The following is a 19367-nucleotide window of genomic DNA, read 5'->3' as shown; positions in this document are numbered from 1 at the left end:
TCGTTAGAGTAGAGCACGTGCGAACCGAAGAGGAATACATCGGGGATGACACTCCGCGCGAAGAATGCGGTGTGTTCGGCGTTTGGGCGCCCGGTGAAGACGTATCAAAACTGACATATTTCGGACTATTTGCCCTCCAGCACCGCGGCCAAGAAGGCGCAGGTATCGCTGTGGGCGACCATGACCAAGTGGTGGTGTTCAAGGACATCGGGCTGGTCAGCCAAATCTTTGACGAGCCGACGCTCGGCGCGCTGCAAGGCGACGTCGCCATCGGCCACACCCGGTACTCCACGGCGGGCAACAACTCGTGGGACAACGTGCAGCCGATGTACCGCGTCAGCCCCAACGGCACCGACGTCGCGCTGGCACACAACGGCAACCTGACCAACTACGTCGAGCTGCAGCGCGAGGCCGTGGAGCGCAAGCTCATCCCCGCCGACGGGGTAGAGGGTCAAGGCTCCTCCTCCGACACGGCGGTCGTCTCCGCCCTGCTTGCCGATGCCATCCGCGACGACGTCACCCTCCTGGACTCCGCGCGCCAACTCCTGCCGCGCGTCAAGGGAGCGTTCTGCTTCATGGTGACCGACGGCAAGACCCTCTACGCGGCCCGCGACCCACACGGCGTGCGCCCACTGTGCCTCGGCCGCCTGGAACGCGGCTGGGTCGTCGCATCCGAAACGTGTGCGCTGGACATCGTGGGCGCCTCCTTCGTCCGCGACATCGAACCAGGCGAGCTCATCGCCATCGACGAGACCGGCGTCCACTCCGAGCGCTTCGCCGACGCACCACACGCGCACTGCGTGTTCGAGTACGTCTACGTCGCCCGGCCCGACTCAGTTGTCGACGGCCAATCCGTCAACAGCGCCCGCATCGATATCGGGCGCCGCCTGGCCCGCGTCGCACCCGTCGACGCCGACCTGGTCATGCCGGTCCCAGAGTCCGGCACCCCGGCCGCCATCGGCTACGCCGAGGAGTCCGGCATCCCGTTCAAGCAGGGCATGATGAAGAACGCCTACGTGGGCCGCACCTTCATCCAGCCCTCGGACACGCTGCGCCAGCTGGGACTGCGCCTGAAGCTCAACCCGGTGCGCGAAGTCATCGAGGGTAAGAAGCTCGTCGTCGTGGATGACTCCATCGTGCGCGGCAACACCCAGCGCAAACTGATCCGGATGCTGCGCGAGGCCGGCGCCGCCGAAGTGCACGTGCGCATCGCTTCGCCACCAGTGAAGTGGCCGTGCTTCTACGGCATCGACTTCGCCAGCCCCGGCGAGCTCATCGCCAACCACGGGCGCGGCGGCAACGAAGAAGTTGTTGCCGAGTCCATCAGGACCATGGTGGGTGCGGACTCCCTGGCGTTCGTCACCACCGAGGACATGATCGCCTCCACCAACCAGCCAGCCTCCAACCTCTGCGCGGCCTGCTTCACCGGCGAGTACCCACTCGGGCTCCCGGAGGGCAACCACAACGCAGATCTTGTTCGTCGTCTTCAGAAAGGTGAAAACGCATCATGACCCACCACAACACCCCAGCTGAATCGGGCGTGTCCTACGAGGCCGCAGGTGTCTCCATCGAAGCCGGCGACAAGGCCGTAGAGTTGCTCGCGCCCCTTGCCAAGCGCGCCTCCCGCCCAGAGGTCCAGGGTGGCATCGGCGGCTTCGCCGGCCTGTTCGCCTTGGGCAAGTACAAGGAGCCGCTGCTCGCGGCCGGATCCGACGGCGTCGGCACCAAGCTGGCCGTCGCTCAGGCGATGGACAAGCACGACACCATCGGCATCGACCTGGTCGCCATGTGCGTCGACGACCTGGTCGTCTGTGGCGCGGAGCCACTTTTCTTGCAGGATTACATCGCGATCGGCAAGGTCGTCCCCGAGAAGGTCGCCGACATTGTTTCCGGCATCGCCGAGGGCTGCGTCCAGGCAGGCTGTGCGCTGCTCGGCGGCGAGACCGCGGAGCACCCAGGCGTCATGGACGTCAACGACTACGACGTCTCCGCCACCGCCATCGGCGTCGTCGAAGCTTCCGAGCTCCTCGGCCCGGACAAGGTCCGCGAGGGCGACACCATCATCGCGATGGCGTCCTCCGGCCTACACTCCAATGGCTACTCACTCGCACGCTACGTGCTGCTCGAGCGCGCCGGCCTGCCTCTCGACGGCCACGTCGACGCCCTCGGCCGCACCCTCGGCGAGGAGCTTTTGGAACCAACCAAGATCTACGCCCTCGACTGCCTGGCGCTTGCCAAGGAGTGCGACGTGCGCACGTTCTGCCACGTCACCGGCGGCGGCCTGGCCGGCAACATGGAGCGCATCATCCCTGAAGGCCTGGTCGCAGACATGGACCGTTCCACCTGGACCCCCGGTCCGATCTTCCAGACCATCCAGTCCGTCGGCGACGTCCCCGTCGAGGAGATGGAGAAGACCTTCAACATGGGCATCGGCATGGTGGCCGTCGTGGCACCAGAAGCGCGTGACCAGGCGTTGGCGCTGCTGAAGGACCGCGGCATCGACAGCTGGGTCCTCGGCGAGGTCCGCGCTGCAGATGCCGACGAGGATGCCCGCGCGGTGCTTCGGGGCCAGCATTCTTAGGAATCACGCACCACATTCCGCAATTTCAATCACCGGGCTTCACAAAAGCCCAGGTCGCTGATTGGCTGTGCAGGAATGTGGTGTCGCCTTAGTGGCCTCAGTGCCAAAGGACGCACCCAGTTTTATCTAGCCCTTTTGTGGCCTGCGGATACGTAAGGGTCCTGTTTTGGAATTGCGTCCTTTGGCACTCGTGCTCCCGTGCGTGCACCAAATTCTCTCCCGCCCGACCAGCGACTAGGGAAAACGCCAGGCCTCTACCTAAAACCAAGGAATTTGGTGTCTCCTTGGTGCCAGCAGCCCCTGAACGAGTGTTAAAGGCACCAAAAGAACACCCGCGGCCCGGATGGGCAGCAGGTGTTCTTTGTAAGCGTTGGACGTTTAGCGGCCTGAGGTGCCGTACGCATCCCAGTCGGCGTAATCGGCGTACTGTTCATCTACCTCGTAGTCGTCGTCCTCTTCCCAGCTCTTCTTCGGAGCTTTGCCTGCGAGCTCGCGTTGCAGCGACTCGAGGTCCATTTCAGGAGAGTTGTACTTCAGTTGGCGAGCAACCTTGGTCTGCTTTGCTTTGGCGCGTCCGCGACCCATTGCGTGACCCCCTTGAGGTGGTTCTTCTGGGCGGCTCCCGGGCAGGGAGCGGCCTCATGCTTTTCGATTCGTTAATTGTCCTGTAGGACATAATAGCGCGAACGTTCCAAAAATTCCCCTCCACGGGGTGACCTGTGTGTTTGCCCAGCGGCCCCGGCAAGAGCCCGCACCGGGCCCCAATTTGAGACCTAGTTGCCGCGCAGCCGTTGTTGCGCCTTGCGTCCGGCTTTCTCGCCCTCGTCGGTGGGGAGGGAATCGGGGTCGATGCGGGCGGCGACGCCGTCGATGTCAAGGTCGACGTCAGTGCCGGCGTTGAGTGCGGACCGTTTCAGGCGGGCCAGTGCGATGGGGCCGTAGTCGGCGTCGTGGACGACGGTGCCGAGTGTGCCAACCGCGCGCCCGCCCGCCCGGATGGTTGCACCGATCTCTGGCTCGGTGGGTGCGGAGCCGTCGAGCTGCAGCATGACCATCAGGCGGGGGGAGCGGCCAATGTTTTCCACGCGCGCGACGGTCTCTTGTCCGCGGTAGCAGCCCTTCTCCAGGTGGACTGCGGCGATGCGGTCGCCGCGGTTGATCAGGCGCGGGGCTTCGTGCGGGATGGTTTTTTCGTCGCAGTCGGCGCCGAGTTCGGGCTCGCCGGCCCGCACGCGCTCGGCGGTGAACGCCATGAGCCCGCCGAGCACGCCGCCGCGTTCCACCAGCGCATCGACGACCTCTTCGAGCCGGTCGCGTTCGACCGCGATGTCGAAGCGCGCGTGCGCGGTCCACGGGGACACCCGCCGGGAAAACGCCGTGCCGTCCATCGACGCGAGGGCTTCCGTGGCGTCGGCTGGGCCGATGAGCGTGAGGATCGCCAAGTCGGTGTCGGTGATGGTGACGTCGGACCAGAACACCATCTTGCGTAGGAACGCGGTGAACGTTTCGTATTGCGCGGCTGGCAGGTCGAGGTAGAACGTGGTGCCGTCGTAGAAGACGTCGGCGTGGTGGAGGATCCTGCCCTGCGCGTCGAGGTCGAGGGCGGAGGCTGCGAAGCCGGAGGGGGCGTCGTCAAGCTTTTGTGAGAGGAGGTTGTTTAAGAACTCTGGTGCGTCGGGCCCCGCGACCGCGACGATGCGGCGCTGCGAGCGGTCGATGATGACGGGCTGGGCGTCCATGGCGCGCTGTTCGCCGAGCGGCTCCCCGTAGTGCCAGGCGACCCCCTTCGCGTCGAGTGGCGTTGTGCCTGCAAACTCTGCGGCGCCGGGGCGTTGCAAAAGTGGAGAAGAGTTCAACACATCCACCATCGTAGCGGGATACTATGAACGCATGGGTTCGTCGCACTTGTTACCAGCTCCAGTGATCTATCTTGTGGAACCGTTCGGCGGTTCTATTCGACGCCAAAACGCCAGCATGCCGCACGTGTTTTGGGACGACGCCGCCGTCACGCGTGGCGACGGCATCTTCGAAACCATCCTGATCCGGAAGGGGGTGCCCGCCAACCTTGAGGCCCACATTGAGCGTTTCCGGCGAAGCGCCCGCACACTCGACCTGCCGGACCCGGGGGTGGACCACTGGGTGAAGGCGACGAATGAGGCGGTGGCCGACTACGTGCGCGAGCGTGGCAGCGAGCCGGAGGAAGTGGACGCGCGCTGCGTGTGGACGATGACGCGCGGCCGCGAAACCACTGGGGTGCCCACGGCGTGGCTGACGGTGCGCCCCATCGACGAGACTGCCCTGAAACAGCGCAAGAGCGGGGTATCGGTGATGACGACCTCGCGTGGCTACTCCTTGGACACCGGTGAGCACGCAGTGCCGTGGATGCAGGTAGGCGCGAAGACCTTGAACTATGCGGCGAACATGGCTGCGCTGCGCTGGGCGAAGAGCCACGGGCACGACGACGTCATCTACATCGACCCCACCACCGAGCGCGTGCTGGAAGGTGCGAACTCGACGGTGATCGTGGTGAAGAAGGGCGGGCGGATCCGCACGCCGAAGCCGGGGCCGGGCATCCTGCCGGGCACGACGCAGGCCGCGCTGTTCGAGTACGCATCCGAGCGCGGCTGGAAGTGCAAGCAGAAAGACATCTACCTCAATGAGCTGTTCAAGGCTGAGTCGGTGTGGCTGGTGAGCTCCACGCGGATGGCAACGAGGGTGAAGCGTCTGAATGACAAAAAGCTCCCGGCCCCCGAGAACGCTCGGGAGATCCAGGAGCTGGTGCAGCAGGCGCTCGACGCGAGTCTCGGCCTGTAAAAGCCTGTAAGCCCTAGTGCTTAGCCGGCCACGCGCTTGAGCTCGGCGGACATGTAGGGGACCATCTCGCCGTCGACGGCGCGCTCGTCAACCCAACCGAGGTTGTTGTTCGGCATCAGGCCGTAGACGCGCTTGCCCGGACCGTGGTTCTCAGGGCCCGTTTCCGTCACGATGGTCGACGCGCTGGTCAGCTGCCATGCGCGCTCGTTGAGCAGCGTGCCGTACATGATCTCGGTGAGCCCGCGGGAGTTGGTGAGGGTGACCTCGATTTCGTCCTTCAGGGAAATGCGCCAGAAGCCGACCTCGCGCTGGTCCGCGCCGGTGGGCTTGCCGTCCTTGTCCAGGCGCCAGATGCGGGACTCGAAGCGGAGGTAATTCTCGCCGTCGTGGGAGATGACCAGCTGCTGGCCAAAGGCGTACTCGTCGCCGTTATCGTTGGCTTGGCCCTCGCCGTGCCACACGCCGACCAGCGGCAGAAGTGCTAAGAGGCCGTCGTGGAGGCTAGGGCCTTCACGCAGGTTTGCCGTGTCCGCTGGCAGGGGCATCTCATCAAACCCGAGGGCGGGGATGTTGCGGTGCGCGGTCGCCTTCGACTGTTCAGCGGCGAGGTTGACTGCTTCGTTTCCGTTTAGCTTTTCACTCATGCGTACCAGGCTACAACGTCCTACACCAGCGGTGCGAGGTCGGCAGCTTCCACGACGGTGTTGATGCGGTCGCGGGAAAATTCGATGGAGCCGCCGGAAAGTTGCACGTTGTCGGCCTGGCCGCCTAGCGGCAGGTCGCGGGTGTCCCTGTCCAGGGTGTACGCGTCGATGACGCGGTCGGTGAGGTCGGAGGGGACGTCGATAAACTGGCTGGGCCGCATGCGGAAGGTGGGGCCGTCGAGGCGCAGGGTGACCACGACTGTGGTGGGAATGTCCGTGCCGGGGACGGTGCCGGTCATGCGGGCTTCGCTTGCGGTGCCGCCGGAGGGCGAGATGTCGTAGGGGTGCGCGATGTCGAGGTCGGTCATGCCGAGGAGCTGGCCGAACGCGACGCCGTCGAGGCGTACTGTGCGGCGCACGACGTCGGCTTGCGCGCCAGTGAGGTCCGCGCGGCGTAGGCGTTGTCCGGCGTTTGCGGGCAGTTCCAGGTTGATCAGCTCCACCCCGGCGTTGCCCACGCCGACGCCCGCCACCGGCACGTCTACGGAGTGCAGGCTCACCCTTGACACAGCTCCGGTCACAGCAGCCAGCGCCACCGGGAACCCGGAGATGTAGGCCTCGGGGGCGACTTCGAGCCCGTTGAGCTGCGCGGCCTGCCTCGACAGCGTGCGCTCCACGCCGGAGGCAAACAGGGTGTCGGCGGTGCCACCGATGCACAGCACCGCAACGAGCCCGAGTGCGATCGACCGTTTCTTCACGTCTCTAGTTGTACACACACGCTAGCCTTGGGGCATGACGAACACTCGCTTTCACCCCCAACCGCTCACGCTGCCGGAACATCCGGAGACGGCCAAACAGGTCGAGGCGATGCTGCAGCGCGTCGCGGACTACGACGGCATCGCAGCCTTTTCCGAGCAGTTCCTCAACGGGCTTCACGACGCCCGCCTGGGCCACAACCACCTGGTAGTCAACCAAGGTGACGACGTTGTAGGAGTCGTGGGGTTCGCCCCGGACGGTTCGGCGGAGCTCGCGGTGGATCCGCAGTCGCGAGGTCAGGGGATGGGCCGCAGCCTTGTCGACGCCGCCTTCGCCCACAACCCCGCCGCCGGCCTATGGGCCCACGGCAACCTGCCCGACGCCCACGAGGTCGCACTGCTGCTCGGGCTGCGCCCGGTGCGCGAGCTGCTCGTGATGCGTCTGGACGAGGTGCGCGCTGAACCTGTACAGCTGCCCGAGGGATACGAGGCGTTCAACCTCACCGAGGCGAGCGCAAAGTGGGGCCGTGGGGCCGTCGAAAAGGCGTGGCTGGAGGCCAACAACCAGGCGTTTTCCTGGCACCCGGAGCAAGGCGGCTGGGATACCGAGCGCCTGCACCGCGCGATGGAAGCGGAGTGGTTCGACCCAGCCGGGGTGTGGCTGCTCTACCGCGGCGAGGAGCTTGCGGGCTTCCACTGGACGAAGCGCCACCCGGACGGCACCGGAGAGGTCTACGTTGTCGGCTTGGCGGACGCCTTCCGCGGCCACGGCCTTGGCGGCGTATTGATGGAACTGGGGCTGGTTCACCTCGCGGAGCAGGGAAGCCCGGCCGTGATCCTCTACGTTGAGGCGGACAATGCCCCGGCCGTGAAGCGCTACGAGGAGCTTGGATTCCAGGTCGCGGAGCGCCACGTCGTCTATAAAGCGGCGGGGGCAGCGGCGGGTGATTAAACCCAACCGTCACGCAACATTCATGTGAAGTTCACGAATAGGGGCCTTTAGTGTTCACCATCACGCTTTAGCGTTACTCCTCGAACATTAAAGGTCACTATTTCTTGGAAAGGTATTCCACGTGAATTTCAAAAATCAGCGTTCTGCAGCAGTATTCGGTGCATTGGCGGTAGCGTCGGCCGCGTTGGTTGCGTGTGGCAACGGTGCAGACAATGCGGCGGACACCTCCGCAACGGATACCCCCGGTTCCGATGCTGCAGTCGCAGGGGAGTACGAACTTTCCGGCGAAACTGGGCAGCTGCTGGCGGAGGGCGCGTCTTCGCAGCAGAACGCGATGGACTACTTCCGTACCGTGTACGAGGCAGACGTTCCGGGGGCAACGCTTGCGTACAACCCGACTGGTTCCGGCGCTGGCGTGAAGCAGTTCCTGGATAACCAGGTGGTCTTCGCAGGCTCCGACTCGCCACTGAAGGAAGAGGAAGTCGCAAAGGCGGCGGAGCGCTGCGGTGGCAACGAGGCGTGGCACCTGCCGTTCGTGATTGGCCCTGTCGCGGTTGCATACAACCTGGAGGGCGTCGACGAGCTGACGCTGAGCGTCGACAACATCGTGGAGATCTTCCAGGGCGTCATCAAGAACTGGAATGACCCGAAGATTGCGGAGTCCAACCCGGGCGTGGAGCTGCCGGACCAGAAGATCAACGTCGTTTACCGCGCGGATGAGTCGGGTACCTCGGACAACTTCCAGAAGTTCCTGATTGCCGCGTCTGACGGCAAGTGGGAGTCGAAGGGCAAGGCGTTCCCGACGGAGGTTGGCTCCGGCGCGAACGGCTCCACCGGTGTCGCTGACCAGGTGGCAAACACCCCGGGTGCGATCACCTACGTTGAGGCGGGCTTCGCAGACAAGATTGCGAAGGTTGACTTCGGCAACGGCCCGGTTGAGCTGAACTCCACCACCGTGGGCAACGCGCTGGCACACATGAAGTTCTCCACGGAGGGCCACAACATGGTGGTGGACTCGGAGGCACTGTTCGCGTCGAAGGATGCGGATTCCTACCCGCTGATCCTGACCACCTACGAAATTGTGTGCTCGGCTGGCTACGATGCCGCAACCGCTGGCATGGTGCGTGACTTCCTGAACGTGGCGCTGGACTCGCAGGACAGCGAGCTGGAGTCCGAGGGCTTCATCCCGGTGTCGGGCGCGCACGCTGAGCGTCTCCGCGAGGCCATTAACGCGATTCAGTAACAATGGCTACAGCTCACGTTGAGGCGCGCCCCCGGCGCCGAGCCGGGGACCGCGTCTTCGAGGGCGTATCGACGTCCTCTTCGGTTTTAATCACGCTCATCATTTCTGCGATTGGCGCATTCCTCCTGCTGGAGGCGTTGCCACCGCTGCTGCGGAACGAGGGCGGCTTCCTCGGGTTCCTGACGTATTCGGGCCCGTGGGAGACGGCGAACCTGGACGCAATGCGTTTCGGTATCCCGAACTTGTTCTTCTCCACGGTGATGATCTCGCTCATCGCGCTGCTGATTGCGATGCCGGTCGCTCTGGGCGTGGCGCTGTTCCTTTCGAGCTTCGCGCCGAAGCGCATGGTGCGCCCGCTCGCGGTGCTGGTGGACTTGCTGGCGGCGGTGCCGTCGATCGTCTACGGCATTTGGGGCGCGAAGGTGCTGGGACCTGCACTGGGCAAATTTTATGAGTGGGTGCATTCCTGGGGAGGCGACTTCTTCCTCTTCGCCCACTACCAAAACTCGCCGTCGTTCGCGACGGGCCGAAACATCCTGACCGGTGGCATCGTGCTGGCCATCATGATCTTGCCGATCATCGCAGCCACCGCCCGCGAGATCTTCACGCAGACGCCGCGCGGTCTCATCGAGTCTGCGATGGCCTTGGGCGCGACGCGCTGGGACGTGGTGCGGATGACGGTGTTGCCGTTCGGTAAATCCGGCTTCGTGGCCGGTTCCATGCTGGGTCTTGGCCGCGCGCTGGGCGAGACGATGGCGCTGTACATGGTGGTCTCCCCAGCACCGCTGTTCCGCGGCTCGCTCTTCGACGGCGGCACCACCTTCGCAACCGCTATTGCGAATGCATCGGCGGAGTTCAACAACCCGATTAGCGCTGGCGCCTACATTGCGGCGGGCTTGGTCCTGTTTGTGATTACGTTTGCGGTCAACGCTGCAGCGCGCGCGATTGTGAGGAGAAGTAAATGACAACGAAGAGTGTGTCGCCATTTACCCCTGTGGCGAAGTCGCGCACGATCAAGAGCGCCGTGATGGGCGCGCTCGTTGCTGCCACGATGGTGCTCGCGATGCTGCCGCTGTTGTGGTTGCTGGTCACGGTGGTCGGCCGCGGGTGGGGCGCCATCAGTGACGTCACCTGGTGGACCACGGACATGGTCGGTATCCGCGCCACCAAAGAGGGCGGCGGTGCGCTGCACGCGATTGTGGGAACGCTGGCGCAGACGTTGGTGGCGTCGATAATTGCGATCCCGATTGGCGTGGCCACCGCGATCTACCTGGTGGAGTATGACAAGGGCGGGAAGCTGGGCAAGCTGACCACGTTCATGGTGGACATCCTGTCAGGCGTGCCGTCGATCGTTGCGGCGCTGTTCATCTACGCGCTGTGGATCACGGTGCTGGGGCAGGCCCGCTCCGGCTTCGCGGTCGCGCTGTCACTGATTCTGCTGATGCTGCCCGTGGTGGTGCGCAATACGGAGGAGATGCTGCGCGTGGTCCCGATGGACCTGAGGGAGGCGTCATACGCCCTGGGCGTGCCGAAGTGGAAGACCATCGTGCGCGTCGTGGTGCCGACGGCCTTCTCCGGCATCACCACCGGCATCATGCTGGCGATTGCCCGCGTGATGGGCGAGTCCGCGCCGGTGCTGATCCTGGTTGGGTCCACGCCGATCGTGAACTGGGCCGGCATGTTTGGTCAGCCGCAGTCCTCGCTGCCGCTGTTCATGCTGGACATGTGGAAGGCAGGCGGCACGGGCGCAGCCGCCGACAGGCTGTGGGGCTCGGCGCTCACACTGCTCATCATTGTTGTTGTGCTCAACGCGCTCGCGCGGTTGATTGCCGCGAAGTTTTCAGTGAAGAAATAAGGATTACGTGCAATATGTCGAAGCTTCAGATGCGTGACGTCAACATTTACTACGGTGATTTTCACGCGGTGCAGGATGTCACCATGGAGATTCCCGCGCAGGCAGTCACTGCGTTCATCGGCCCTTCGGGCTGTGGCAAGTCAACCGTGCTGCGCACGCTCAACCGCATGCACGAGGTGATCCCGGGCGCCTCCGTGCAGGGCGAGATCATCCTGGACGGCCACAATATTTACGGCAAGGACGTGGACCCGGTGTCGGTGCGAAGCACCGTCGGCATGGTGTTCCAGAAGGCCAACCCGTTCCCGACGATGTCCATTGAGGACAACGTCGTGGCGGGCCTGCGCTTGGCAGGGGTGAAGAACAAGAAGGAGCTCAAGGACGTCGCGGAGCGCTCCCTGCGCGCGGCGAACCTGTGGGACGAGGTCAAGGACCGCCTGGACAAGCCGGGTGGTGGCCTTTCAGGTGGTCAGCAGCAGCGCCTCTGCATCGCAAGGGCCATCGCGGTGCGCCCCGAGGTCTTGCTTATGGACGAGCCCTGCTCCGCCCTCGACCCGATCTCGACCCTGGCCGTGGAGGAACTCATCCACGAGCTGAAGGAGAACTACACCATCGTGATCGTGACGCACAACATGCAGCAGGCCGCGCGTGTGTCCGACAAGACGGCGTTCTTCTCCCTGGAAGCAACCGGTAAGCCTGGCCAGCTCATCGAGTTCGACGACACCACCACGATCTTCGAGAACCCGTCACGGCAGGAAACCGAAGACTACATCGCAGGCCGCTTCGGCTAGCCGCTACTTCTTGGCTCTGAACCGCCGCTCGATTGCCGCCAGCTTCGAGTGGCGGTCAAACGCGTCCTCGTCGCGCTGCTTCATGTACTCCTTCGGGTTTAGGCCCGTGACCAGGAAGACGACGCGACCGGCGACGTTCACGCAGCGGTCCGCGTAGCGCTCGTAGTAGCGGGAGACGAGCGCCACGTCGACGGCCTCCCGGGCAGAGTGTTCCCAGGAGTCAGACGTTGTGATGGCGTTGAGGTAGTCGTGGAGGTCGTCGACACCTTCGTCGATTGCGTTGAGCTCAACAGCGACGTCCGCGTCAGGGTCGAGCAGCAGGTCGTGCGTGATGTTGACCATTTCGTCCACGCGGGCGGCCATCTCAGCGATCGGGGCGTGCTCCGTGTTCGGCAACACGGGGAAGGGGTGGCGCAGCCGCGCCAGCTTCGCAATGTGCTTCGCCATCGCGCCCATCCGCGAGAAGTTCTCCACGATATAGATAGAGGACAGCACCTGGCGCAGGTCTCCCGCCACCGGGTTCTCCAGCGCGAGCAGGCTCATGCTGCGCTCCTCGCAGCGCAGCTTCAGCTCCTTGAGCGGGTCGGACGCGTTGAGGGCATGCTCGGCGTCCTCGAGTGACTGCTCCAACAGCGCGGTGGACGCCAGCTGCATGACCTCGCGCACGGTGTCGCACATCTGCAGCAGGTCGCGGTTGAAGGCTTCGAGGTGTTCACGGTAGGCGGTACGCATGTCCGCCATAGTAATAGGTATGGCCTCATCAACGAGGTAAAAGCCTAGCCGCCGTTGTTCTCGATCTCGGCGCCCTCCGGCACGGTGGCGTCCTCCGGGTCGTCGAGCCAGCCCTCAGGCAGCGCAACCTTGGAGGAGGAACCCTGGCGGCCGCGGGCGTCATCGGCGTGCTCGGCGAGTTCTTCGGAGTCCGCGATGGTCGCCAGCAGCGCCCCGAGCTCATCGAGCGTTTCCACCCGGGCCAGGTCCTTGCGGAATTCGCCGCCAACCGGGAATCCGCGCAGGTACCAGCCGGTGTGCTTGCGGATGTCGCGGCAGGCCTGCTGCTCACCGACGTGCTCCGCGAGCAGTTCCGCGTGGCGGGCGATGATGCCGCTGACGCGCCCGAGCGTCGGCTCCGGCGGGATCGGCTCCCCGCGCAGCTGTGCACCGATCTGGGCGAATAGCCACGGCCTGCCCAAGCACCCGCGGCCTACCTCCACGCCGTGGCAGCCGGTTTGCTCCATCATGTCGGTCGCATCCTTGGCAGCGAAGATGTCCCCGTTGCCGATCACCGGCAGCCCCGTGCCGCGCATGTGCTCAACCAGCCGGGCGATCTCATCCCAGTGCGCCGCCCCGGAGTAGCGCTCCGCGGCAGTGCGCGCGTGCAGCGCCACGGCTGCCGCACCTTCCTCGGCGGCGATGCGCCCGGCGTCCATGTGCGTGTGGTGGTCGTCGTCAATCCCGATGCGGAACTTCACCGTAATCGGCACCCCCGAACCTTCCGCCGCGCGGACAGCCGCAGCCACTATGTTGCCGTACAGCCTCCGCTTATACGGGATGGCAGAGCCGCCGCCGCGCCGGGTCACCTTCGGTACCGGGCAGCCGAAGTTCATGTCCACATGGTCGGCGATGTTTTCCTCGACGATCATGCGCACCGCCTCGTACGTGTAGGCGGGGTCCACGGTGTAGAGCTGCATGGAGCGCGGCTGTTCCACATCGGCGAAGCGGATCATCCTGAGCGTTTTCTCGTTGCGCTCGACCATCGCGCGGGCGGTGATCATCTCGCAGACGTACAGCCCGGAGGTGGTGCCGGTGAGCTCCTGCTCAATTTCGCGGCACAGCACGCGGAACGGCATGTTGGTCACGCCGGCCATCGGCGCGAGGAGGACGGGGGAGTTCAGCTCCAGGCCGCCGATGCTCAGATGTGGATTCATAGTGCCCCCATTGTTCCCGCCACTGCGTGCGCAGTCCAATTCGGATGTCCCTTTTGTTTGTCGACGCCCGCTTCGCTCGTTAGGGGGTATCCAGTGAGGGTGACCTTTCTGGATGTTTGCGTAGTTTTCTGCCGTAAGACCTAAGTCACAATTATGGTGGTGTGATATCTGAATCATCAACACGAAGTGAGGTTTTTAATGAGCGAGCGTATCGCGAGTGACAAGCTGCGCGCCAAGGTCATGACTGCAGAGGAAGCTGCCCAGTTCGTGAACCATGGAGATAAGGTCGGTATCTCGGGATTCACCGGCGCTGGTTACCCGAAGGCAATGCCTGCTGCGATCGCAGCCAAGGCAACCGACGAGCACAACGCTGGCCGGGAGTACGCAATCGACCTGTTCACCGGCGCCTCGACGGCACCGGAGTGCGACGGCGTCCTGGCGGAAGCAAATGCGCTGCGCTACCGAATGCCGTACCAGTCTGACCCGCAGATGCGTAACAAGATCAACGCCGGCGAGATGAAGTTCCAGGACATCCACCTGTCCCACTCCGGCATGATGGTTGAGCAGGGTTTCTTCGGCGACGTGGACGTCGCGATCGTCGAGGCGGTCCGCATTACCGAGGAGGGCAACATCGTGCCTTCCTCGTCGGTCGGCAACTCGGTTGAGTACCTCAACGCGGCGAAGAAGATCATCATCGAGGTCAACGAGTGGCAGTCGCTCGACCTTGAAGGTATGCACGACATCTGGCTCGTGCCACCACTGCCGAACCGCATCCCGATCCCGATTACCAAGGCTGGCGACCGCATCGGTACTACCTACATCGAGATCGATCCGGAGAAGGTCGTCGCCGTCGTCAAGACCAACGCTGAGGACCGCAACGCGCCGTTCAAGGCTCCGGACGAGACCTCTGAGCGCATCGCCGCGAACTTCCTCGACTTCCTCGAGCACGAGGTGCGCCACGGCCGCCTCACCTACGACGGCTACGTTATGCAGTCCGGCGTGGGCAACGTGCCGAACGCCGTGATGGCCGGCCTGATGGACTCGAAGTTTGAGAACATCCAGGCGTACACCGAGGTTATCCAGGATGGCATGGTCGACCTTATCGACGCCGGCAAGATGTCCGTCGCATCCGCAACGTCCTTCTCGCTGTCCCCTGAGTACGCAGACAAGATGAACGCGGAAGCCAAGCGCTACCGCGAGTCCATCATCCTGCGCCCGCAGCAGATCTCGAACCACCCGGAGGTCATCCGCCGCACCGGCCTGATCGCATCTAACGGCATGATTGAGGCGGACATTTACGGCAACGCGAACTCCACCCACATCAACGGCTCCCGCATCATGAACGCTCTGGGCGGCTCTGGCGACTTCACCCGCAACGCCTACATCTCCTCGTTCATCTCCCCGGCGACCGCGAAGGACGGAGCGATTTCCTCCATCGTCCCGATGGTGTCCCACGTGGACCACACCGAGCACGACGCGATGGTCTTCATCACCGAGTTCGGTGTCGCTGACCTGCGCGGCCTCGCTCCACGTGACCGTGTGGCCAAGATGATCGCGATTGCTCACCCCGACTACCGCCCACTGCTCGAGGAGTACGTGGAGCTGGCGTCGAAGAGCAAGTTCCAGCAGACGCCACACGATCTGCGTCACGCGTTCGACTTCCACACCCGCATCATGGAAACCGGCACGATGAAGAAGTAGCGCCAGCTACGACACCGCATCCGGGCCCGTCGGCGAGGCAGCAACCTCGATGCCGACGGGCCCGTCGACGTGTACGACCGCAATCACCGTGCGCTGTGGCAGCGCGCCGGGTAGCGGTTCGTGGAGCAGGACGTCGAGGAGGTGCTCCGCGGCGTCGATGGAGAGGTGCTCGGTTGGCTCGTCCAGCAGCAGGATTGGGGCGTCGCTGACCAGCGCGCGTGCCAGCAACAGTCGGCGGCGCTGACCGGAGGACAGTGAGTTCGCGCCGTTTTCCAGCATGAAGTCCAGGCCGAACTCGAAGCCGGTCGCCTCCAGCGCTTCGGCCATGCGGGCGTCGCTGGCGTCGCCGTTGGCAACCAGCAGGTTCTCCCGCACCGTCGTGGCGAACACCCATGCGTCCTCCGCGAACAGACGCGCACCCTCCGCGATGACCGCCGTCCCGCCGGCGACGGGCAGCAGCCCAGCGAGCGTCTCCAGCATCGTGGTCTTGCCACAGCCGGACGGCCCGCGCACCAGCATCCGCTGGCCGGGGGCAAGCTCGAAGTCCCATGCTTGGTCGCCGTAGACGGTGCGCAGCGCCTCCGCCCGCACGGCCACGCCGGGCTCCGGGTGGGGGAGGGGGCCGCCGCTGAGCTTCGTTGCCTCTTCGGCGCGGTCCGCGACCTCGCGCAGGCGGTGGGCACTGCGCTTCGCCTGGTCCGCGTGCACCGCGGCCCCCGCGAGCGGGCCGTGCGCCTCAAAGGCCGCCAGCGGCAGCATCACCAGCATGCCCAGCCACACCGGGTTGCCCGTATACGTCTCGACGGCCAACCACGTAATCAGCAGCGCACTGATGCCCGTGGCCCACGCCTGGATTGCAGACGCGGTGGCCTCCGGGCGCGTGGATTGAGCCCACGCCTTGCTCGCATCCGCCGAGGCCTGCGCGGCTTGCTCTATCAGCGCGTCGCCCTTGCCAGCGACGGCGTACTCCACCCTGTCGTGCAGCACCGAGTCGAGCTGCAGCGTGAAAGCGTTTTCTGCCTCGACCAGGAAGGTGTTGCGCGAAGCGCGCGTCGCTAAGTAGGGGATGAGCAGGCCCGTGAGCGCGAACCCACCCGCCATGATCACCGCCGCAAGGGGGTGCAGCAGCGCCGCGCCCACGATGGCTACCACCGTGAGCACCACGGCGACGCCACGCGGGACGAGCGTGCGCACGATGTAATCCGTCACGCGCTCCGTATCCGCCACCAGCAGCGCCTGGCCCTCGCCGCGGCCCACACGGCCGGCGGCCGCCTGGGCGTCGTACATGGTGGCGCGCAGCGTCGTCAGCGCGCGCAGGCCCAGCTTGTGCGCCACCAACCGGTCAAGGTAGCGGAACACCGCTCGCGAAATACCCAACGCGCGCACAGCCGTCACCGCCACCGAGAGGTCCAACACCGGCGGCATCTCCCACGCGCGCGTAATCAGCCAGCCGGACAGTACCGTCAGGCTCAGCGCCGCCAGCAGCGTAATCGCCCCGGCGATGATTGGGCTGATCAGGTCGCGGGGACGCACCTGCGCGATGCGCAGCAAAAACTTCAAGTCACTCATACATGCACCACCTGGTCGGCGGCGTCGAGTACCCGCTGGTCATGGGACGCAACCAGCACCGCAGCGCCCCGCTGCGCCAGCCCGCACATCCTTCGTATCACTTCGTCGACCAACTCGGGGGAGAGGTGCGCGGTAGGCTCGTCCAACACGAACACGTCCGCATCCGCAGCGAACGTGCGCGCAATGCCGACGCGCTGCCGCTGGCCTGCGGAAATGCCGTCCCCGTACGGGCCGACAGCATGCGCCTCAGACACGCCCACCAGGCCGACGTCCCCGCGCGCGCCGAACAGAGCCATGTTCGAGCCCACGGTCCCAGGCTCCATCGCCGGGGTCGCAGGCAGATACGCCACCTTCTTCTCGACGCCCACTTCGCCCCCAACCATCGCATCCGGCAACTGGCCCAGCACTGCCAACAGCGTGGTGGACTTACCGGAACCATTTGCGCCAGTGAGCACCGTGACCTGTCCTCGCGGTGCATCAAACGTCAGACCGTCCGGGCGTACGCCGTCGCGCCCACGCACGCTCAGGTTGCGCACCCGCACACCGGGTTCCTCGGCGATGTAGGAGCCAGTGGTGGAGGAGGGGGCGTCGAGAAGCTCGAGGACGCGCTCGGCAGCGCTCAGGCCGTCGGCTGCGGCGTGGTAGCTTGCGCCGACCCTACGGATCGGTGCGAAAACCTCCGGGACGATGATGAGCACCGTCAGCCCGGCCAGCAGCGTGATCGAACCGGTCACCAGCCGCAGGCCGATGCTCACCGCGACCAACGCCACCGACAGCGTCGCGATGAACTCCAATGCGAACGAGGACAGGAATGCCAGTCGTAGCACTCCCATCGTGGAGTCCGCGTGTTTTTGGCCCGTTTGGCGGATCTGCTGCGCAGGACGCTTCGTGGCGTGCAGAGCGCGCAGTGTCGGAGCACCTGCCAACAGGTCCGACAGTTGAGCACCCAGCCCAGCTGTGACCTCGAGTCGGCGTTTGGTGTGATCCGCCGTCAACTTGCCGATCAGCACCATAAACATCGGAATCAACGGCAGCGTAATCAGGCAAAACACGCCAGAGATCCAGTCGAAGTAGAAGATGACGGCGACCACGATTGGGGTGCCGATGGCCGTCGAAAAGAGGGCGGGGAGGAACTCCGTGAGATACGGGCGGAAGTCCGTAATTCCGCGCGTGAGCACATGGCGCCACGTCGCCGAATCCTGCTCCACCACGCGCGGGTCCTGCTTCGCCAACGCCCGCAGCGCCTTCGTCCGCAAGTCCTCTACAACGCCGCCGACCGCATCGGCGGACCAGCGCTGCGCTACCCACGACAACACGCCGTGGGCCACAACAACGCCAGCAAGCGCCAACAGCAACGAGGCACGCGGAACCGCGCGCTCCGTCACCGCTGACGCTGCGACAATCCCAATCAAAATACCCCGGGCCACCAGCAGTAACGTGTCTGCAGCTTGCGCAACGCCCGTGCGCACAATGAGTTGGCGCACGGGCGGAACGAGGCGAAGTAGCCGGGGGTCAATCGGCGAGGCCATAGCCTAGACCGACACCCTCTTCCGGAACGCCCAGTAGGTCCAAATCTGACCCGCCAGGACGATCGGGGTGAGGCACACAGCCGCCCACGTCATCACCTTCAAGGTGTACGGCGTAGAGGACGCGTTGCGGATATCCCAACCAGCGAACAGATCGCTTGTCGACGGCATCACGTCCGGGAATAGCGAACCGAAGAGAACGATCGCGCAGCAGATAATGGCAAACGCCGTCATCCAGAACGCCAATCCATCACGGTTGCCAGCGATAGCAACCACCGAAACGATCAGGCCGACCGCCGCGAGTGCCAGCGGGATCCAGGTCCAGCCAGCCCCCAGCGTGAGCTGGATCCACAGCAGGTACGCTGCGCCAACCACAATCGCCGGGCCAGCGATGAACTTCTTTGCAAACGCGTGCATCTCAGCACGCAGCGGATCGTGGGACTTAAACCCAAGGAACGTCGCACCGTGCAGCATGAACAGCAGCACGAACGCCACGCCGCCCAGCAGGCCGAGCGGGTTGAGCAGGCCAAGGAAGCCGTCATAGAAGGAGTCCAGGCGGCCCTGCTCGTTGAGTGGAACGCCCATCACGATGTTCGTGAAACCAACGCCCCACAGCAGCGTAGGCAGGTAGGAGCCAAACGCCGTGCCGGCGTCGCAAAGCCTGCGCCACTTCAGCGTGTCCACCTTGACTCGCCACTCCAAGCTCACGCCGCGGACAATCAGGCCCATAAGGATGAGCACCAGCGGCAGGTAAAAGCCGGAGAACAGCGTGGCGTACCACTCAGGGAACGCCGCGAAAATCGCCGCGCCGCCCGTAATGAGCCACACCTCGTTGCCGTCCCAGATCGGGCCAATTGTCCTGATCGCAGCCGTGCGACGACGGTCGTTCTCGATTTCATCGCCCTTCATGAACGGCAACAACATGCCAACACCGAAGTCAAAGCCCTCCAACACGAAGTAGCCGGTGAAGAACACTCCGATGATCACAAACCAAAGCACTTGCAAGTCCAT

18 protein-coding genes are annotated in these 19367 nt (G+C 64.6%); 9 read left to right on the top strand and 9 right to left on the bottom strand.

Translation table 11 applies throughout. The features are described 5' to 3' along the window. Positions 1 to 17 precede the first annotated feature (17 nt). Both purF and purM read left to right on the top strand, forming a co-directional pair. Complete coding sequence (gene purF, locus KBP54_RS09170; protein WP_256001033.1) at positions 18 to 1511, top strand: amidophosphoribosyltransferase; 1494 nt, start codon at positions 18 to 20, stop codon at positions 1509 to 1511. After that, entirely contained in the window at positions 1508 to 2581 is a 1074-nt protein-coding gene (purM, locus tag KBP54_RS09165) for a phosphoribosylformylglycinamidine cyclo-ligase (protein ID WP_256005468.1), read from the top strand. Before purF ends, purM begins: the two co-directional genes overlap by 4 nt. A gap of 378 nt (positions 2582 to 2959) precedes the next feature. Here the strand turns inward: purM and KBP54_RS09160 are convergent, their stop codons facing one another. Both KBP54_RS09160 and ygfZ read right to left on the bottom strand, forming a co-directional pair. Continuing rightward, positions 2960 to 3166: a DUF3073 domain-containing protein gene (locus KBP54_RS09160; protein WP_070975532.1), complete on the bottom strand. Its 207-nt coding sequence runs from the start codon at positions 3164 to 3166 to the stop codon at positions 2960 to 2962. Positions 3167 to 3354: 188 nt separating this feature from the next. Next, positions 3355 to 4440: a CAF17-like 4Fe-4S cluster assembly/insertion protein YgfZ gene (ygfZ, locus tag KBP54_RS09155; protein ID WP_256005466.1), complete on the bottom strand. Its 1086-nt coding sequence runs from the start codon at positions 4438 to 4440 to the stop codon at positions 3355 to 3357. Between the two features lie 31 nt (positions 4441 to 4471). On the opposite strand from ygfZ, the gene KBP54_RS09150 reads away from it, so the two are divergent. Then, positions 4472 to 5395, top strand: a complete 924-nt coding sequence (locus KBP54_RS09150; protein ID WP_070478072.1) for an aminodeoxychorismate lyase — start codon at positions 4472 to 4474, stop codon at positions 5393 to 5395. A 20-nt stretch (positions 5396 to 5415) separates the two neighbouring features. On the opposite strand, the gene KBP54_RS09145 is transcribed toward KBP54_RS09150, so the two are convergent. Both KBP54_RS09145 and KBP54_RS09140 read right to left on the bottom strand, forming a co-directional pair. Further along, the gene (locus KBP54_RS09145) at positions 5416 to 6039 is read right to left on the bottom strand and encodes a heme-binding beta-barrel domain-containing protein (RefSeq protein ID WP_256005464.1); all 624 of its coding nucleotides are present in this window, start codon (positions 6037 to 6039) and stop codon (positions 5416 to 5418) included. Positions 6040 to 6059: 20 nt separating this feature from the next. After that, on the bottom strand, positions 6060 to 6797 hold the full coding sequence (locus tag KBP54_RS09140) for an LmeA family phospholipid-binding protein (RefSeq protein WP_256005462.1): 738 nt from the start codon (positions 6795 to 6797) through the stop codon (positions 6060 to 6062). Between the two features lie 34 nt (positions 6798 to 6831). Between KBP54_RS09140 and mshD the strand changes: the two genes are divergently transcribed. The 5 genes from mshD to pstB all read left to right on the top strand — a co-directional run bounded on the left by mshD (position 6832) and on the right by pstB (position 11632). After that, the gene (gene mshD / locus KBP54_RS09135; RefSeq protein ID WP_256005460.1) at positions 6832 to 7746 is read left to right on the top strand and encodes a mycothiol synthase; all 915 of its coding nucleotides are present in this window, start codon (positions 6832 to 6834) and stop codon (positions 7744 to 7746) included. 121 nt (positions 7747 to 7867) lie between these two features. After that, a complete protein-coding gene (gene pstS, locus KBP54_RS09130) occupies positions 7868 to 8989 on the top strand; it encodes a phosphate ABC transporter substrate-binding protein PstS (RefSeq protein WP_070361948.1) in 1122 nt (373 codons plus the stop codon). Positions 8990 to 8991: 2 nt separating this feature from the next. Further along, positions 8992 to 9954, top strand: a complete 963-nt coding sequence (pstC, locus tag KBP54_RS09125) for a phosphate ABC transporter permease subunit PstC (protein WP_256005458.1) — start codon at positions 8992 to 8994, stop codon at positions 9952 to 9954. Further along, positions 9951 to 10844 (top strand): phosphate ABC transporter permease PstA, encoded by an 894-nt coding sequence (gene pstA / locus KBP54_RS09120; RefSeq protein WP_418904455.1) that lies wholly within the window; start codon positions 9951 to 9953, stop codon positions 10842 to 10844. The genes pstC and pstA overlap by 4 nt, the downstream gene beginning before the upstream one ends. Positions 10845 to 10858: 14 nt before the next feature. Continuing rightward, positions 10859 to 11632, top strand: coding sequence for a phosphate ABC transporter ATP-binding protein PstB (pstB, locus tag KBP54_RS09115; protein WP_070361951.1), 774 nt, complete (start codon positions 10859 to 10861; stop codon positions 11630 to 11632). Between the two features lie 3 nt (positions 11633 to 11635). Here the strand turns inward: pstB and KBP54_RS09110 are convergent, their stop codons facing one another. Beyond that, positions 11636 to 12364, bottom strand: a complete 729-nt coding sequence (locus tag KBP54_RS09110) for a phosphate signaling complex PhoU family protein (RefSeq protein ID WP_070363440.1) — start codon at positions 12362 to 12364, stop codon at positions 11636 to 11638. Positions 12365 to 12408: 44 nt separating this feature from the next. Beyond that, the gene (gene dusB / locus KBP54_RS09105; protein WP_070478060.1) at positions 12409 to 13560 is read right to left on the bottom strand and encodes a tRNA dihydrouridine synthase DusB; all 1152 of its coding nucleotides are present in this window, start codon (positions 13558 to 13560) and stop codon (positions 12409 to 12411) included. 198 nt (positions 13561 to 13758) lie between these two features. On the opposite strand from dusB, the gene KBP54_RS09100 reads away from it, so the two are divergent. After that, positions 13759 to 15261 (top strand): acetyl-CoA hydrolase/transferase family protein, encoded by a 1503-nt coding sequence (locus tag KBP54_RS09100; RefSeq protein ID WP_070361953.1) that lies wholly within the window; start codon positions 13759 to 13761, stop codon positions 15259 to 15261. A 6-nt stretch (positions 15262 to 15267) separates the two neighbouring features. Here the strand turns inward: KBP54_RS09100 and cydC are convergent, their stop codons facing one another. The 3 genes from cydC to cydB are packed head-to-tail and all read right to left on the bottom strand — an operon-like array spanning position 15268 to position 19367. After that, the gene (gene cydC / locus KBP54_RS09095; RefSeq protein WP_256005456.1) at positions 15268 to 16830 is read right to left on the bottom strand and encodes a thiol reductant ABC exporter subunit CydC; all 1563 of its coding nucleotides are present in this window, start codon (positions 16828 to 16830) and stop codon (positions 15268 to 15270) included. Continuing rightward, the gene (locus tag KBP54_RS09090) at positions 16827 to 18359 is read right to left on the bottom strand and encodes an ABC transporter ATP-binding protein/permease (protein ID WP_256005454.1); all 1533 of its coding nucleotides are present in this window, start codon (positions 18357 to 18359) and stop codon (positions 16827 to 16829) included. Before KBP54_RS09090 ends, cydC begins: the two co-directional genes overlap by 4 nt. A gap of 3 nt (positions 18360 to 18362) precedes the next feature. Then, entirely contained in the window at positions 18363 to 19367 is a 1005-nt protein-coding gene (cydB, locus tag KBP54_RS09085) for a cytochrome d ubiquinol oxidase subunit II (protein WP_256005452.1), read from the bottom strand.

Origin of the sequence: Corynebacterium pseudogenitalium, from assembly GCF_024453815.1 — a bacterium.
GTDB classification, from domain to species: Bacteria; Actinomycetota; Actinomycetes; order Mycobacteriales; family Mycobacteriaceae; genus Corynebacterium; species Corynebacterium pseudogenitalium.
Note: the sequence above shows the minus strand (reverse complement) of the source record. Positions and strands in the feature narration are given on the sequence as shown.